The organism is Roseomonas aeriglobus, from assembly GCA_016937575.1.
Lineage (GTDB): Bacteria > Pseudomonadota > Alphaproteobacteria > Sphingomonadales > Sphingomonadaceae > Sphingomonas > Sphingomonas aerigloba.
On sequence record JAFHKN010000002.1, the window covers coordinates 2,413,609 to 2,428,660 of the forward strand.

The following is a 15,052-nucleotide window of genomic DNA, read 5'->3' on the forward strand; positions in this document are numbered from 1 at the left end:
TGAGCGTCTCCGCCGCGCAGGACATGCCGGATCAGGACACGAAGACCGTCGTCGTGACGGCCAAGCGGCTCGACGCGACGAAGAAGGCACTGGATGCCTGCATCGCACGAAACTGCCCGCCCGATGAGGAAGTGGCCGCCGCGCTTGCGCATGCCGAGAACCAGTTCGTCGAGGGCGACTACAAAGAGGCACGGCACACGCTGCATGGCACGATCGGTCGGGTCGACCGGCGGGCGAAGGAATATCCGGTCGCCGTCGCCAACATCTGGCGTGCCGATGCGCGCATTTCGGCGCATCTGGGGGAAGACCGCTGGATGAAAAGCGGTCAGCTGCAGGCGGTCGATGCGCTGAAGGCCGGCTTGGACCATGCCGACGATCGCGTGCTCCTCCAACGCCTGCAGATCGGCGACGCCTTCATGAAGCAAGGCAGGATCGACATGGGCCTCGCCCGGTACCGGCTTGTCGTCGATCAGGCCGACAAGCTGAAGCGCCCGGGCGTAAAGGGCACGGCAATGCTGCGCATTCTGCTAGTCGAAGCAGGGCTGGCCGGTTTGCCCGCGAACTCTCTACATCCAGCGACTCGTTATGGCGCGAGCGATGCGAACTTTCGTGAGGCCAAGAAGTCGGCTGCAGCGCTGCTGGCGACGACCGAACCCGAACTGTCCGGCTTTCGTGACGCGGCGCGGTTGATCGATGCTCGCCTGGATGCGCAGAAGGGCGACATGCGTGGGATCGACGCGATCGCGGCAGCTTACGCGAAGAACAAGCCTTCGCAGGCGGTGCTGCTTTATGCGCCGCTAATGAAAGATTTCGGGACCTTTTTCGACCCGTCTCGTGTCGGATCGCAGCCGGACGCATTCTTCGACGATCAGTGGATCGACGCTACCTTCCTGATCGCTGCCGATGGCCGAGTGAAGGATGTTGAAGTGCTGCGCGAGAGCGGCAAACTCAACCCCGTATGGGTCAAGCCGGTCTTGGAAACGATCGCACGCCGACGCTACGCCCCTTTGAACGTCCCTTCGGACATGAACGGGATGCGGCGGGTTGAACGGTATACGTTGACGTCCCCCTGGAGTGGCGCCGCATTGGGAAGCAACATTCGCCAGCGCAGCGGAGTGCCGCGCCTTGAGGTCCTGGATCTCACGGCCGATCCCAAGACCAGTGCCTCGACGGATACGTCGCCCAGGACTGGCGCGGCGGGGACCGAGCCCTCAGTTCCCGCTGATTAAGTCGCCGAACCCGCCCAGCACGCTCCCCTCGCCCCGGTTCTGCCCGCCGCGCGATCCGGCGGCGGCCAGCATGCGCCCGGCCAGGCGGCTGAAGGGGAGCGACTGGACCCAGACCTTGCCCGGCCCACGCAGGCGCGCGAAGAACGCGCCTTCGCCGCCAACGATCATGCTCTTCACACCGCCGACGCGGACCAGGTCAAAGTCAACGCTGGGGGTATAGGCCGCGAGACAGCCGGTATCGACGTGAAGTTCCTCGCCCGCGCGCAATTCGCGCTCGATGATCGCACCGCCGAACTGGACGAACACCCAGCCGTCGCCCGACAGCCGCTGCATGATGAAGCCTTCGCCGCCGAACAGGCCGGTCATGATGCGCTGCTGGAAATGCACGCCCATCGTCACGCCCTTGGCCGCGCACAGAAAGCTGTCCTTCTGGCAGATCAATGTGCCGCCGACCGTGTCGAGCTTCAGCGGCACGATCGCGCCGGGCGTGGGCGAGGCGAAGGCGACGCGCGCCTTGCCGCTGCCGTGATGGGTGAAGACCGTGGTGAACAGCGACTCACCGGTCACCAGCCGCTTGCCGGCGCCCAGCAGCTTCCCCATGAATCCACTGCCCTCGCCGCCCGAACCGTCGCCAAAGACGGTCGTCATCTCGACGGGCGCATCTTTCCAGACGAGCGACCCGGCCTCCGCCACGGCACTTTCGCCCGGATCGAGCTCGATCTCGACGAACTGAAGCTCCTGGCCCTTGATCTCGAAATCGATGTCGTCGGCAAGGCCTGCGCGCTTGTGGTGCGACCAGGGGCTGGGGGCGGTCATGAGGGCGGTGTCCTGTCAAATAGTGTATCAGGGAGATAGGACACGGCTAACTTCCGCGCAACCGGCACTACCCTATCCACCGTCATTCCTGCGAAGGCGAAAATACATAGACGTTGAAGCTGCTGGGTCTCATCTGGGCCAGCCAGAAGTGATTCCCGCCTTCGCGGGAATGACGATCGAGAGCTTAGTCTTGATCAGCGCTGGTTTCGCATGTGCCGCACCTGCATCGCGATGCGGCGGATCGTGCCGATCACCATCAGCCCCAGCGCCAGCGCAATGAACAGGACGGGCACAACGCGCGGGATGCCGGGCAGGACGGTGCCGCGGACGACGGCAATTACCACGCCCAGCGCGGCAAGGACCAGGCCCAGACGATGGGGGCCGAGGACCGCGTGGGCGAGCGCGACCTCATAGTCCTGCGACCGCGGGTCGGGTAGTTCGCTCATCGCGGCCATTCCGCGCGCAACAGGCCCCAGATGAAGCTGTCGCGGACGCCGATGTGCGTTTCCCATTCCGCGCGCAGCCGCCCTTCGCAGGTGAAGCCCAGCCGCGTGAGAAGCGCGTTGGACGCAGCGTTATCGGGATCGGTGTCGGCCATGATGCGGCGGTGGCCTTCGTCGAACAGGACCTCGATCAGCCGCGCGACGGCTTCGCGCGCATAGCCGGCGCCCCAGTGGCGGCGGACGAGCAGATAGCCGATTTCCGCAACCCCGGGCCGCCTCTCTCCGGCGGCGAGCGTCCCGATCGGCGTACCCGTCGCGCGATCGACCATCGCCCAGCCGCGCCAGTCGGATTTGGTGACCCGCGGCGCCAGATACGCGCGGGTTTCCTCGAGGGTAGTGTGCGGCGCGCTGGACCACCAGCGCATCAGATCGGCGTCGCCATAGCCCTCGAACAGCCAGTCCGCGTCATCGATCGCCAGCGGGCGCATGTCGAGCCGCGCGCTCGCGAACCGCGCGTTGCGGAACGGCGCCTCGGTCATGCGGCAAGCGCGTCGACCAGCGCTTTCACCTTCTTCTGTCGCCATTGCGGCAGCGGCGCGACGAGCCAATAGCCGTTGGCCGAGGCACGCGGTTCGCCGACCACCACGACGCGGCCGCTCGCGATATCGCCGCGCGCAAGCAATTCGGGCACGCAGGCCCGGCCAAGCCCGGCGGCAGCGGCGTCGATCGCGAGGCCGGCGTCACCGACGCGAACGAGCGCGGCGGCATCCTCCCCTTGGCAACCGGGCCAGGCGATGGCGGTATCGGCACCACCACCGGGTGCGGCCACGACGACCATGCCGTCGCTTTCCAGTGCCTCGCCTTCATGCTCACCCGGGCCGGTGCCCCAGCGGACGGCGAGGTCGAGGTTCGCCTGGGTGAAGTCGATCTCCTCATCCGCGACGATCGCGAAGCGCAAATCGGGGTCGGCGCCGGCGAGCGTGGCGAGCCGCGGCATCAGCCATTTGGCGGTCAGGTCGCGCGGGGCGGCGATGGTCAGCACCTTCGACGACTGGCCGGCCTGCATCGCGCGAACCGATTCCTCGAACTGAAGGAAGCCCGAGCGCAGCGCGGCGAGGCCGGCTTCGCCTTCGGGGGTCAGCTCCAGGCCTTTGGTCGTGCGGCGGAACAGGACGGTGCCGAGCGTTTCCTCCAGTGCGCGAATCTGCTGGCCGACCGCGGCGGGCGTCACGGCGAGCTCGTCGGCGGCGCGGGTGAACGACAAATGCCGCGCGGCGGCGTCGAGGACGCGCAGACCGTTGAGGGGAAGGTGGGTGCGTTTCATCTCAGTCAGCCTCACCCTTCCCACCCGGCTGCGCCGGGCGGGCCCCGACCCTCTCCCATTGGGAGAGGGAGGGAGGCGCGTAGCGCCGGAAGGGGGAGGGTGAGGTCATCACGCTCACGCCCCCACCGCCGGCGCGGCCAGCGCGAATTTCGGGATCGCCACGTCGAACGTCCGCCCCTCGTCATCGACCATCCGGTAACTGCCCTGCATCGCGCCCGTCGGCGTCGACAGCGGGCAGCCCGAGACATAATCATAGCTCGCCCCCGGCGCGATGACGGGTTGCTCGCCGACGACGCCCTCACCCTCCACCGAATGGCGCGCACCGCGGCCGTCGGTGATGATCCAATGGCGGGTCAGCAGCTGAATGGTGCGGTCGGAGCCGTTTTCGATACGGATATGATAGGCCCAGAACCAGCGGCCGCGGCCCGGCTCCGACTGGTCGGCGAGGTAGCTGACCGAGACGCGGACGCCCACGCCGTCGGTATCGGCGGCATGGGTGAACAGCGCGTCCATCATGCCGCCCTCGCTCACAGCCCGGCCGCCTTGAGCGCCTGGTCGAGGTCGTCGATCAGGTCGTCGGGATCTTCGAGGCCAACGTTCAGGCGAAGCATGCCTTCGGTCACGCCCATTTCGATGCGCTTGTCCTCGGCGACGCCCGAATGGGTGGTCGAGGCCGGATGCGTCATCAGCGAACGCGAATCGCCGATGTTGTTCGAGATATCGATCAACTGGAGCGCGTCGAGCAGCGCATGGGCCTGGGCGCGCCCGCCATCCAGTTTGATCGCGAAGATGCAGCCGGCCATCGCCATCTGGGACATGGCGAGATCATGCTGGGGGTGGCTCGGCAGCCCGGGGAAGAGGACCTGCGGTACGCGCCCTTCCAAGAACGCCGCGACCTTGAGCGCGGATTCGCTCTGACGACGGATGCGCAGGTCGAGCGTCTCCAGCCCCTTCAGCACCACCCAGGCATTGAAGGCGCTGAGCGTCGGGCCGGTGTTGCGGGTGAAGGGCAACAGCGTGTTGGTGATAAAATCCTCGGTCCCGCAGACCGCGCCTGCCAGCACGCGGCCCTGCCCGTCCATCATCTTGGTCGCGGAATAGGCGGTAACGTCGGCACCGAACGCCATCGGGCGCTGGAGCGCGGGCGTCGCAAACGCATTGTCGACGACCGTGGTGATGCCGCGATCACGCGCCAGGCCGCAGACGGCCGCCAAATCGACGACGTCCATCGTCGGGTTGGCCGGCGTTTCGAAGAACCAGACCTTGGTGTTGGGCTTGCTCGCGTCGACGAAGGCCTGTGTGTCGCGGGCGTCGACGATCGTCGTTTCGATCCCGAACTTCGGCAGCAGCGTATCGGTCAGCCAGCGGCACGATCCGAACGCCGCGCGCCCGCCGACCAGATGATCGCCCGCCGACAGCTGGCAGAGCAGCGCCGCGGTCATCGCCGCCATGCCGCTGGCCATCGTCCGGCACGCCTCGGCCCCCTCCAGCAGGGCGATGCGGTGTTCGAGCATTTCGACCGTCGGGTTCTGCAACCGCGAATAGGTCATACCCGCCTGCTCGCCGGCAAAGCGCGCCGCGGCGTCGCCCGCACAATCGTAAGCATAGCCCGACGTGAGGAACAGCGCCTCGCTCGTCTCGCCGAATTCGCTGCGCGCGGTGCCGCCGCGAACGGCCTGAGTCGCGGGGCGCCAGTGGCGCGTGATGCTGGGGTCCTGTCCGGTTCGCCGCTTCATGAAACCCGCTTTGGAGGCACAGACGCCCGAGCGTCAACACCGAGGGTTGTTCGGACCGGCGCGGTCGGGCAAGCCGGGGGCAGGCCGGGGGACCGACATGGATGTGAAGACACGCGCTCAACAGCCGATAATGGCTGCGCTGCTGATCGGAATCGCGGCGCAGCTGCTCTTCTCGATCGGCGTGACCCGTCCGTCCACTTTAGTGTTCGACGAGGTCCATTATGTCCCCGCCGCACGCGTACTGGCCGCCCGCGAGCGGCCGACGAACACCGAACACCCGCTGCTCGGCAAGACGATCATCGCGACCGGGATGGATCTGTTCGGCGACACGTCGCTTGGCTGGCGGGCGATGTCGACGGTCGCAGGCACGGCAACCGTCCTCGGCGTCTTCGCGATCCTGTTCCTGCTGTTCGGGTCGGTCGCAACGGCAAGCTATGGCGCCCTGTTCGCGGGGGTGAACATGACGCTGTTCGTCCACGCGCGGATCGCGATGCTGGAGCCGTTTCTGGGCGCGTTCGTCACCTTGGGAATCGCGGCGCTGCTGTGGGCGATGCGGGCTCCGCGCGAGACGGTGACGCGTCGATGGATACTCGGCGCCGTGCTGCTCGGTCTCGCGACCGGAGTAAAATGGACTGCTGCGCCCTACATCGCCTTCGCCGCCGTCGCCTTCCTCGCCGTCCGCGAAAAGATGCCGGCGGCGTGGCCGGGGCTCGGGCGGGTGCGGGCGCTCGCGCTGCTCGGCGGGGCGAGTGTCGCCGCCTATTTCGCGATCTTCTGGCCAGCCTTCCAGTATCGCGAGGGCGCGGTGACGCTGGCGCGGCTGATCCCGCTGCAGCGCGAGATGTACGCGCAGCAGACGCAGGTGCTGAGCCCCCATCCCTACCAATCGAGCTGGGTCAGCTGGCCGTTCGAGGTGCGGCCGATCTGGTATCTCTACGAACCGGTCGACGGGGCGGTGCGCGGCATCCTGTATCTTGGCAATCCGGCGATCATGTGGGGCGGGCTGGTCGCGGTGGCGTGGCTGGCGGTGCACTGGTTCCGCACCGGCACTCGCGCGGCGGCGGGCGTTGCACTGCTGTGGACCGCCAGCCTGGGCATTTGGGCGGTCATCCCCAAAAGCCTCGGCTTCTATTATTACTACCACCTCAGCGGCATCTTCGTCTGCTTGGCCCTGGCGGCGGCGTTCCACCTTGCGGGGCGACCGCGCGCGCGCTGGTGGTTCGCCGTGATCGCATGCACCCTGTTCATCTATTTCTATCCGATCATCGCCGCCTTGCCGCTGCCCGACGCCCAGGCATTCACCCGCTGGATGTGGTTCGACAGCTGGCGCTGACCCGGGTTGGCAAAGTCCCGATATCTGGGAATGAAATTCACAATGCGATATTTTCTGGACCTCTCCGCCGGAACCCTCTAATCGGATCGATAGAGGGGTAACGGTTATTCGCCCGCGAACGGGGACTTTCGCGTGGCTTGAGAGGATGTTGTGATGAAGGCGAGCGTAGCTGTCGTGGCGCGGGCAACCGTGTCGAGCGTGGCCCTGTCGATGATGCTGACTGCGGGGGCCGCGCTGGCCCAGACCCAGCCGGCGCCGGGCCAGCTGCCCGCGCCTGTCCAGGCCGACCGACCGCCGGCACAGACTCCGGTCACCAATCCCAGCCCGGCCGAGGCGACCGACGATACCGGCGCGAACGAAATCGTCGTCACCGGCATCCGCAATTCGTTGCAGAATGCGCTGAGCGCCAAGCGGGACGCGGCGCAGGTGCTCGATGCGATCTCGGCCGAGGACATCGGCCGCTTCCCCGACAAGAACATCGGCGAGGCGCTGCAGCGTGTCACCGGCGTCCAGCTGACCCGCACCAACGGCGAAGGCTCGGGCATCACCATCCGCGGCGCGGATGCCAATCTGAACCGCGTCGAAGTCAACGGCATCACCGCGCTGTCGACCACCGCCGGCCAGCGCGACGTCGATTTCCGCGACTTGCCGGTCGAGTTCGTCAACCGGCTGGAAGTCGTGAAGTCGGTGACGCCGGACATGACCGAAGGGGGTCTGGGCGGCACCGTGCGCGTCATCACGCGACGCCCGTTCGACAGCAAGGACAACAGCTTCCTCGCAGGGTCCGCGCAGGGCATCTACACCGAACTCGGCAAGACGCTGGACCCGAAGTTCGCGCTGATCGGATCGAAGAAGTTCTTCAACGACACGCTGGGCGTGCTGCTGTCGGGCACCTACGAACGGCGCCGCGTGGAAAGCCATGAGGCCCGCACCACCGGCTGGCGTCAGATCGACGGCAATCCGGCGCTTGCGGGGCTTCAGGCGCTCGACCTCGACAACAACGGGCGCGGCGACTTCTTCCCCGACATCCCGCGCTATATCGTCAATCGCCTCGACACGAAGCGCTACGCCTTCAACGGCGTCGTCGAATGGGGACCGCAGGATGGGCTGAAGGCGTTCGTCCAGGGCAACTACGCGCGCGGCGACCAGGACGTGAACTCGCAATTCCTGCAGGTCACCACCGCGGGCGCAACGCTCGACCGTGCCAATACACGGATCGGGCCGGACGACACGGTCAGCCACGTCGAGTTCGTCGACAATCCGGCCGCCACCCGGGCCAACCGCCTGCAGGTCGCGCACCGCAACATCCTGGGCCAGATCGATCGCACCCAGTGGAATGCCGCGGTCGGCGTCGATTACGAAGTCGGCGACTGGAAGATCAACACGCTGACGTCCTATACCCGCGCGAAGATCGACAATAATTACATCAACGCCACGGCCGACGCGATCGGCATCGGCCGCGTGATCGTCGATTATACCAACGGCCAGCAGGCGCCGAACATCACGCTGCCGATGGACCCGACGACGACCGTCGGCATCAACAGCGTGACCGCGCAATATCGCCCCGTCATCAACGTCCAGACCGAACTCGCGACGAAGGGCGATGTCGAATATCGCAACGCCACGCCCTGGCTGACATCGCTGAAGGCGGGCTACCAGGTCCGCAACGGCACCGCCGACAGCCGCGAGTTCAATGCGACCACGACGATCGACGCGTTCACCACCCCGTCGCTGCTCGGCCGGGTGCAGCAGGTCGCCGGGCTGATGACGCTGGACGACACGCCGTTCTTCAAGACCGGGACGCTCGGCTACGACGGCGGCATCCGCGGCTGGCTGCAGCCGGGCTACGCCTTCGTCGACGCGATCGGCCTGCCCAATCCGTTCGGTACGCCGACCCTGCTCAACACCTGGAAGGTCACCGAGCGGAATATCGCCGGATATGTCCAGGGATCGTTCAAGTTCGACCTGGGTGTGCCCGTCAGCGGCACGATCGGCGCGCGCGTCGTCAACACGCGTACCATCGCCGACGGCTATCGCACCCAGACGGGCGTGACCGCGCCGGTGCAGTTCCGCGGCGAAGGCACCGAATTCCTGCCATCGCTGAACGTCCGCGCCGACCTGATCCGCGACACGCTGCTGTTCCGCGGATCGGCGACCGAAGTCATCGCGCGCCCGACCCCGCAGCAGCTGGCACCGCGTTTCTCGATCGACGTCGTCGGCCTGACCGGTTCGCGCGGCAACCCGGAACTGCAGCCGTTCCGTGCACGCCAGTATGACGCCGGCTTCGAATATTACATCAACCGCACCAGCTTCCTGTCGGCCACCTATTTCCGCAAGGAAATCAGCTCGTTCATCGAAAACCGGACGCAGCCCGAAGTGGTCGACGGCGTGACCTACGCCATCACCCTGCCGGTCAACGGCGCGCAGCGCGTGACGATCAACGGTGCCGAAGTCGGTGCGCAGGTCGCGTTCGATTTCGTCAACGTGCCGGTGCTCCGGCATATGGGCGTCATCGCCAACTACACATATTCGAAGGACAGCGGATACGCCGGCCGCGATTTCTTCACCGGCGGGGCGCTGCCCTTCCCCGGCCTGTCGCGGCACAGCTACAATCTGTCGGCCTATTATGAAGACAGCGTGTTCAGCCTGCGCGGGTCGTACAACTGGCGGTCGAACTATCTGATCACCGCGATCGGCCGCGGCAATAATCCGGAATTCGGCGAAGCGTTCGGCCAGCTCGACGCGTCGGCCAGCGTCAACCTGACCGACAAGGTCTCGATCTTCGCGGAGGGCGTGAACCTGACCGACGCGACCCGCGCGGAGAATGCCAACAGCGTCTATCGCCGGACGTTGCTGGAGACGTATGGCCGGCGCTTCTACGGCGGCGTGCGGTTCCGGTTCTGATCTCTATTTCGTCATTCCCGCGACGGCGGATATAAATTCTGGCTGATCCCTCGGCTCTTTTCGACAGGTCAGCCAGAATTGATCCCCGCCTTTGCGGGAATGACGAATTCGGGGATTTACTTGTACCGTCCCCAGGTGAAGCGCGAACTGAGCGCGAAATTCCAGACCGCAGCGACGACGATGCCGGCGAGCGAAGATGCGGCCCAGCCGCCCTGCTGGACCTCGTGCAGGAACGACGCGACGCCGACGTTGGCGGCACCGCCGACCGAGCAGACGATACAGAAGCTGATCCAGCCGCCGAGCAGCGCCTTGGCCCCCGTCAGGCGACGGTCGCGGTAGGTCAGCGCATTGTTCAGGAAGAAGTTGAACGTCATCGCGACCAAGGTCGCCACGATCGTCGCTACGACGAAATTCACGCCCAGCGCCTGGAAGAAGAGCCACACGGTCGCCAGGTGCACCGCAGCCCCCAGCGCGCCGATGCCGGAAAACATCGCGAAGCGCACCGGAATGATCTTGCCGAACATCCGGTCGTAGAGCGCGATGAGATATTCCATCGCGACGACGTGATCGAGCTTGCTCTCGCCCGCCTCGCGCACGCGGAAGACGTAGGGAAGTTCGCGGAACCGCAGCGGCTGGGGGCTGGCGGTCATGATGTCGAGCAGGATCTTGAAGCCGATCCCCGACAGCTTCGGCGCGATCGCGCGCAGCCGATCGGCGCGAATCGCGAAGAAGCCCGACATCGGGTCGCTCAGATCCTGTGCCAGCACGCGGCGCGACAATTTGGTCGCCAGCGCCGACTTGGCCACGCGGTCGCTGTCCCAGTCGCCGGTCCCGCCGCCATCGACGAAACGCGATCCGACGACGACATCGAGGCTGGCGTCCTCGCCGAACGCCGCCAGCATCTTGGGCAACAGCGTCTCGTCATGCTGGAGGTCGCCGTCGATGACCGCGACGACCGGGGCGGCGGTCGCGCACATCCCCTCGATACAGGCCGACGACAGCCCGCGCCGGCCGATGCGCTGGATGACGCGCACCCGCGTGTCGAGCCGGGCGAGCTCGCGCGCGACGTCGGCCGTGCCGTCGGGCGAGTCATCGTCGACGAAGATCGCTTCCCAGCGATGGCCGACCAACGCCTGGTCGAGCCTGGCGACCAACGTCGCGACATTGTCGCGTTCGTTGAAAACCGGAACGACGACCGCGATTTCGAGCAGGTCGCTCACAGCTGGGCGAGCACCGCGTCGCCCATGGCGGAGGTGGTCAACGTACCGCCAATATCCGGCGTGCGCGCGCCCGACACGAGCGCCGCGGTCACCGCCGCCTCGATCCGGTCGGCCGCGTCCGGCGCCTTCAGCGAGTGCCGGAGCAGCATCGCCGCCGACAGGATCGTCGCGCAGGGGTTCGCCTTGCCCTGGCCGGCGATGTCGGGGGCGGAGCCGTGGATCGGCTCGTACATTCCCTTGCCGCTGCCATCGAGCGAGGCCGACGGCAGCATGCCGATCGAGCCGGCGCACATGCTCGCCTGGTCGGACAGGATGTCGCCGAACAGATTGCCGGTGACGATCGTATCGAACTGGCCGGGATTGCGCACCAGCTGCATCGCGGCGTTGTCGACGTACATGTGCGTCAGGTCGACGTCGGGATACGCGTCCGCGACTTCGTTCACAACGTCGCGCCACAGTTGCGAGGTTTCCAGCACGTTCGCCTTGTCGACCGAGCAGAGCTTGCCGGTGCGGCCGCGCGCGGTCTGGAAGCCGACATGGGCGATGCGGCGCACCTGGTCCTCGTCATAGGACATGATGTCATAGCCTTCGCGCCGCCCTTCGGCAGTCGTGCGCTGGCCCTTCTCGCCGAAATAGACGTCGCCGTTCAGTTCGCGGACGATGACCAGGTCGATCGCGCCCGCCACATCGGGTTTCAGCGCAGAGGCGTCCTCCAGCCCCGCGAACAGCTTCGCCGGGCGCAGATTGGCGAACAGGCCGAGCGCCTTGCGCAGCCCCAGGATCGCCTGTTCGGGACGGAACGCCCGTTCCAGGCTGTCGTAGCGGGCATCGCCGACCGCGCCGAACAACACTGCATCGGCCTGCTGCGCGAGATCGAGCGTCGAGACCGGCAGCGGATGGCCGAGCGCTTCATAGGCCGCACCACCGACCGGCGCACTTTCGAACGACAGGCCAAGGTCGAGCGCCTCGAGCACACGCCGCGCCTCGGCAACGACTTCGGGTCCGATCCCGTCTCCGGGCAGCAGGGCGATCAGCGGCATCAGTGTAAACCCTCGTTAAGCGGGCACGCCCTCCCTTCCGAGGCGCGCAGTGTCAAGAGAGAGCGCGTTTCATCCGCGCAACCAATCGCTCGCGCGCGGCCAGGGCTTCGGCAGCGCGGCCGTGGAGCAGGTCACGTTCGAGGAAGCGGCCGGTGAGCGCCAGCCCGTCGAGGATGTCGTTCCAATCGGCCGCACCGCCGCCCCGCAGGAACGGCGGACAGCGCAGCAGTCGCGCTTCGTACCCAACCGCGGCCGCACGACTGACCGCGCCCCCGCTTTTTGGACTGACATAGGCCAGATCGTCGGTTGCGCCGGTCGCCACGCATTCGGACAGGTCGAGCCCGAAGCCCATCTCGGCGAGCAGCAACAGCTCGAAGCGCACCAGCGCAACCGCCCAGCCGCGCGCGCCGGGCGCGGCCTCCACGGCATGGATCACGCCCGACAGCGCGGCATGGACCTGGGGATAGGGTTGCGCTTCCGGCAACGCGGCGGCGGTCAGCGCGGTGACCCAGTCGAGCGCGGCGGCGGCGAGCGGCTCGGCATAGAGGGGCGCGCGGCTGGCGATCAGCTCGACGGTCAGGCTGGCGAGCGCCTCCTCCGTCCGTGCGCGCCATTCGCCGAGGATGGTGTTGGCGGGTTGCAGCACGGGCCGCAGCGTCCGGCCATGACCGCCGCGGACGTAGCCGGGCTGAACGCCGTCGTCGGGGGTCAGCGCGCGCACGATCGCACCATGCTCGCCGTGGGGGCGGACGGCGAGGACGATGGCGGCGCTGCGAAGGTGCATGGGCCCTCTTACCCTTCTCCGGAGGGAGAAGGATACGGAGACTTGGCAGCGTGCTGCCTAGTCGAAGTTGGATGAGGCCGATGAACGCTCTCGTCCAGCCCTGCCCTCACCCTTCCGCCGACTGCGTCGGCTCCCTCCCTCTCCCACGGGGAGAGGGAAGTTCAGCCGCGTCGTACGCGCTTCGCCAACGCCTCCAGCCCCGCCCGCGCCACCACGCGCTTCGCCAGCGCCACACTGCCGTCGAACGCGCCCAGCGCCGCGACCGCCGCGCGGTTGGCCAGCGTGCGCCGGAGCAGCAGCAGGTCGACGCACGCCACGCCGCCGGTCGACAGCGTCCGCTTGTGCTGCCCTTCCCCTTCCGTGAAGTCGAACCGCGCGAAGCGACCTTCGGCCAGCAGGTCGCGGAGCGCCTCGACCTGGAGCAGGGTCCCGACCGACAGCGCACCGAACGCCGGGTCGTGCCCAACATATTCGTAGATCAGGTCGCGTCCGCGCGCCGGGCAGTAGAGATACGCCGCCGGCGCCCCGTCCACGTCGAGCGTCCACGCCCGGACGTCATCCGCCGCGGCCAGAGCGGTCATCGCCCTGACGAAGGCCGGCGTATCGGGCAGCGCGGCGCCGAGCAGGCGCTCCTGATAGGTCTTGGCTGCGATACCGCGCGCGATCGCGTGGAAGGCCGCCATCTCATTGGGCGTGCGATAGCTGTGAACGGTCAGCGCGCCGGCCTTCTTCGCCTTGCGCTTGAGCGTCGAGCGGGTCGAGGCCGACAGGCCGGTCCACCAGCCCTCCCCCACCGACAGGTCGACATAATAGCGGGTGTAACGCTGGCGAAGAACCGCGATCATCCCCTGCCCGACCGCCGCGACCGCCGCCGCCTGGGGTTCGGGGAGCGACGTGACGAGATAGCCGTCGGCACCCGACAGCGGCGGCAGCGCCGGCCGGCGATCGGCCAGCGCATCGTCGAGCGACAATGGCACGCGCACCAACTGCCGGTCGAGGCTGAAGACCGTCCGCGCGCCGACCTGAAATTTGAGCGGTATCCGCGCTGCGACACTCACGCCGCGCGTTCCGATACCAGGTTCGACCAGAGCTGCTCCGCCTGTCGCCAGCGCGTGCGCCAGGCGTTGGGGCCGAGCGGCACGTCCTCAGCGGTCAGCCGCAGCGCCGGGCGGTCGGCGAAATGCGCGGTCGGCAACCGGTCCGCCCGCGCCTCCAGCAGCGCACACAGGGCATCGAAGCGGCGGACGTGGACGCCGTTGACGTGGGTGCCGGCGCGGTTGGCGAGTTCGAAGCCGTGGCTGACGATGGTCACCGCGGCATGGGTATGGGCGGCGGCATGGTCGAGCGCAGCGCGCATCTCCCCCACCGACAGGGCGCAGAGCTGGAAGTGGCGCAGGGCGCCCGCGCGATCCTCGATCACCGTTACCGGTACTTCGATCAGCCCGCCGCGCACGACCGGCGCGATCTGGCGCACCGGCAGCTGGATCGCGCTGGGCCACGGATGATGCGCGCCGTTGTGGCTGCTGTCGTACGCGAAACCGAGCGAGGTCAGCGCCGCGAGCGTGTCGTCGTTCGCGGCATAGCTGCCCGCGCGGAACGCGATCGGCACCGGCGCGCCGGCAGCGACGAGCAGATCGCGCGCCTGTTCGAGCAGCGCGCGCTGTTCGGTCGGCGAATATTCGATCAGCTCGAACCGGGCGTGGGCGCTGCGGTCGGCGGCATCGGCGGCGGTCCAATTGGGGTGGAGGTGGAGCTGCACCTCTTGGCCACCGGCCAGGATCGCATCGACCACCCGCGCGACATGATCGCGGCCGTGGACCAGCGCGGGCATCGGATCGACGAAGAAAGTCGCCTTCAGCCCATGACGCCGCAGCATTTCGAGCTGATAGGCGACGCCGACCCCGGCGGGTTCGAGCGAGCGGCGGACGATCTCCGCGGTCGGCAGCCCGGCGGCGTGGTGGCGCCACATGAGTTCGGTGTCGATGGTCAGGAAGACGGGGGTCATGCGCAATAGCGTAGCGCGCAGGGCGTGAAGAAATGACGAAGCCAGCGCGCGTGCGCGCGGCGAAGGTCACGAAGTTCACGCCAAGACGCGGTTTTTCGCATCCGGAAGCCGTCGGGTTGGGAACCTGTCAAAGAGCGTGGCGGCAGGGCCGCGGCGATGGCGCCAGCCGAGCAGACGAAATCTAACATTGCAAGCGGGTATACGCAAAGCGAACCCAT

At 67.3% G+C, this 15,052-nt stretch carries 14 protein-coding genes; 3 read left to right on the plus strand and 11 right to left on the minus strand.

Annotated features, from left to right (window positions below):
• Positions 1-53 precede the first annotated feature (53 nt).
• Positions 54-1,229, plus strand: a complete 1,176-nt coding sequence (locus JW805_12040; GenBank protein ID MBN2972747.1) for a hypothetical protein — start codon at positions 54-56, stop codon at positions 1,227-1,229.
• On the opposite strand, the gene JW805_12045 is transcribed toward JW805_12040, so the two are convergent.
• The 6 genes from JW805_12045 to JW805_12070 all read right to left on the minus strand — a co-directional run bounded on the left by JW805_12045 (position 1,212) and on the right by JW805_12070 (position 5,548).
• Complete coding sequence (locus JW805_12045) at positions 1,212-2,045, minus strand: TIGR00266 family protein (protein ID MBN2972748.1); 834 nt, start codon at positions 2,043-2,045, stop codon at positions 1,212-1,214. The two genes, JW805_12040 and JW805_12045, sit on opposite strands and share 18 nt — an antisense overlap.
• A 194-nt stretch (positions 2,046-2,239) precedes the next feature.
• Positions 2,240-2,491, minus strand: a complete 252-nt coding sequence (locus JW805_12050; GenBank protein ID MBN2972749.1) for a hypothetical protein — start codon at positions 2,489-2,491, stop codon at positions 2,240-2,242.
• Positions 2,488-3,027 (minus strand): GNAT family N-acetyltransferase, encoded by a 540-nt coding sequence (locus tag JW805_12055; protein ID MBN2972750.1) that lies wholly within the window; start codon positions 3,025-3,027, stop codon positions 2,488-2,490. Before JW805_12055 ends, JW805_12050 begins: the two co-directional genes overlap by 4 nt.
• Positions 3,024-3,812, minus strand: a complete 789-nt coding sequence (locus tag JW805_12060) for a LysR family transcriptional regulator (protein MBN2972751.1) — start codon at positions 3,810-3,812, stop codon at positions 3,024-3,026. Before JW805_12060 ends, JW805_12055 begins: the two co-directional genes overlap by 4 nt.
• A gap of 114 nt (positions 3,813-3,926) precedes the next feature.
• A complete protein-coding gene (apaG, locus tag JW805_12065) occupies positions 3,927-4,325 on the minus strand; it encodes a Co2+/Mg2+ efflux protein ApaG (GenBank protein MBN2972752.1) in 399 nt (132 codons plus the stop codon).
• A gap of 14 nt (positions 4,326-4,339) precedes the next feature.
• Positions 4,340-5,548: a PLP-dependent transferase gene (locus tag JW805_12070; protein MBN2972753.1), complete on the minus strand. Its 1,209-nt coding sequence runs from the start codon at positions 5,546-5,548 to the stop codon at positions 4,340-4,342.
• Between the two features lie 130 nt (positions 5,549-5,678).
• Between JW805_12070 and JW805_12075 the strand changes: the two genes are divergently transcribed.
• Both JW805_12075 and JW805_12080 read left to right on the plus strand, forming a co-directional pair.
• Complete coding sequence (locus JW805_12075; GenBank protein ID MBN2972754.1) at positions 5,679-6,881, plus strand: glycosyltransferase family 39 protein; 1,203 nt, start codon at positions 5,679-5,681, stop codon at positions 6,879-6,881.
• Between the two features lie 153 nt (positions 6,882-7,034).
• The gene (locus JW805_12080; GenBank protein MBN2972755.1) at positions 7,035-9,785 is read left to right on the plus strand and encodes a TonB-dependent receptor; all 2,751 of its coding nucleotides are present in this window, start codon (positions 7,035-7,037) and stop codon (positions 9,783-9,785) included.
• A gap of 116 nt (positions 9,786-9,901) precedes the next feature.
• Here the strand turns inward: JW805_12080 and JW805_12085 are convergent, their stop codons facing one another.
• From JW805_12085 to JW805_12105, 5 genes are all read right to left on the minus strand, one after another.
• Positions 9,902-11,005: a glycosyltransferase family 2 protein gene (locus tag JW805_12085; GenBank protein MBN2972756.1), complete on the minus strand. Its 1,104-nt coding sequence runs from the start codon at positions 11,003-11,005 to the stop codon at positions 9,902-9,904.
• Positions 11,002-12,048: a 3-isopropylmalate dehydrogenase gene (gene leuB, locus JW805_12090; protein MBN2972757.1), complete on the minus strand. Its 1,047-nt coding sequence runs from the start codon at positions 12,046-12,048 to the stop codon at positions 11,002-11,004. Before leuB ends, JW805_12085 begins: the two co-directional genes overlap by 4 nt.
• Positions 12,049-12,097: 49 nt before the next feature.
• On the minus strand, positions 12,098-12,829 hold the full coding sequence (gene recO, locus JW805_12095) for a DNA repair protein RecO (GenBank protein MBN2972758.1): 732 nt from the start codon (positions 12,827-12,829) through the stop codon (positions 12,098-12,100).
• 161 nt (positions 12,830-12,990) lie between these two features.
• Positions 12,991-13,887: a GNAT family N-acetyltransferase gene (locus JW805_12100; protein MBN2972759.1), complete on the minus strand. Its 897-nt coding sequence runs from the start codon at positions 13,885-13,887 to the stop codon at positions 12,991-12,993.
• Positions 13,884-14,834 carry a polysaccharide deacetylase family protein gene (locus JW805_12105; GenBank protein ID MBN2972760.1) on the minus strand — a complete coding sequence of 317 codons (951 nt, stop codon included), beginning with the start codon at positions 14,832-14,834 and terminating at the stop codon, positions 13,884-13,886. The genes JW805_12100 and JW805_12105 overlap by 4 nt, the downstream gene beginning before the upstream one ends.
• Positions 14,835-15,052 lie beyond the last annotated feature (218 nt).

What these genes read in the sequence shown, in the direction of transcription:
- JW805_12045 (MBN2972748.1), bottom strand. Translation starts at nt 2,045, where the DNA reads ATGACCGCCCCCAGCCCCTGGTCGCACCACAAGCGCGCAGGCCTTGCC.
- JW805_12050 (MBN2972749.1), bottom strand. Translation starts at nt 2,491, where the DNA reads ATGAGCGAACTACCCGACCCGCGGTCGCAGGACTATGAGGTCGCGCTC.
- JW805_12055 (MBN2972750.1), bottom strand. Translation starts at nt 3,027, where the DNA reads ATGACCGAGGCGCCGTTCCGCAACGCGCGGTTCGCGAGCGCGCGGCTC.
- JW805_12060 (MBN2972751.1), bottom strand. Translation starts at nt 3,812, where the DNA reads ATGAAACGCACCCACCTTCCCCTCAACGGTCTGCGCGTCCTCGACGCC.
- apaG (MBN2972752.1), bottom strand. Translation starts at nt 4,325, where the DNA reads ATGGACGCGCTGTTCACCCATGCCGCCGATACCGACGGCGTGGGCGTC.
- JW805_12070 (MBN2972753.1), bottom strand. Translation starts at nt 5,548, where the DNA reads ATGAAGCGGCGAACCGGACAGGACCCCAGCATCACGCGCCACTGGCGC.
- JW805_12075 (MBN2972754.1), top strand. Translation starts at nt 5,679, where the DNA reads ATGGCTGCGCTGCTGATCGGAATCGCGGCGCAGCTGCTCTTCTCGATC.
- JW805_12080 (MBN2972755.1), top strand. Translation starts at nt 7,035, where the DNA reads ATGAAGGCGAGCGTAGCTGTCGTGGCGCGGGCAACCGTGTCGAGCGTG.
- recO (MBN2972758.1), bottom strand. Translation starts at nt 12,829, where the DNA reads ATGCACCTTCGCAGCGCCGCCATCGTCCTCGCCGTCCGCCCCCACGGC.
- JW805_12105 (MBN2972760.1), bottom strand. Translation starts at nt 14,834, where the DNA reads ATGACCCCCGTCTTCCTGACCATCGACACCGAACTCATGTGGCGCCAC.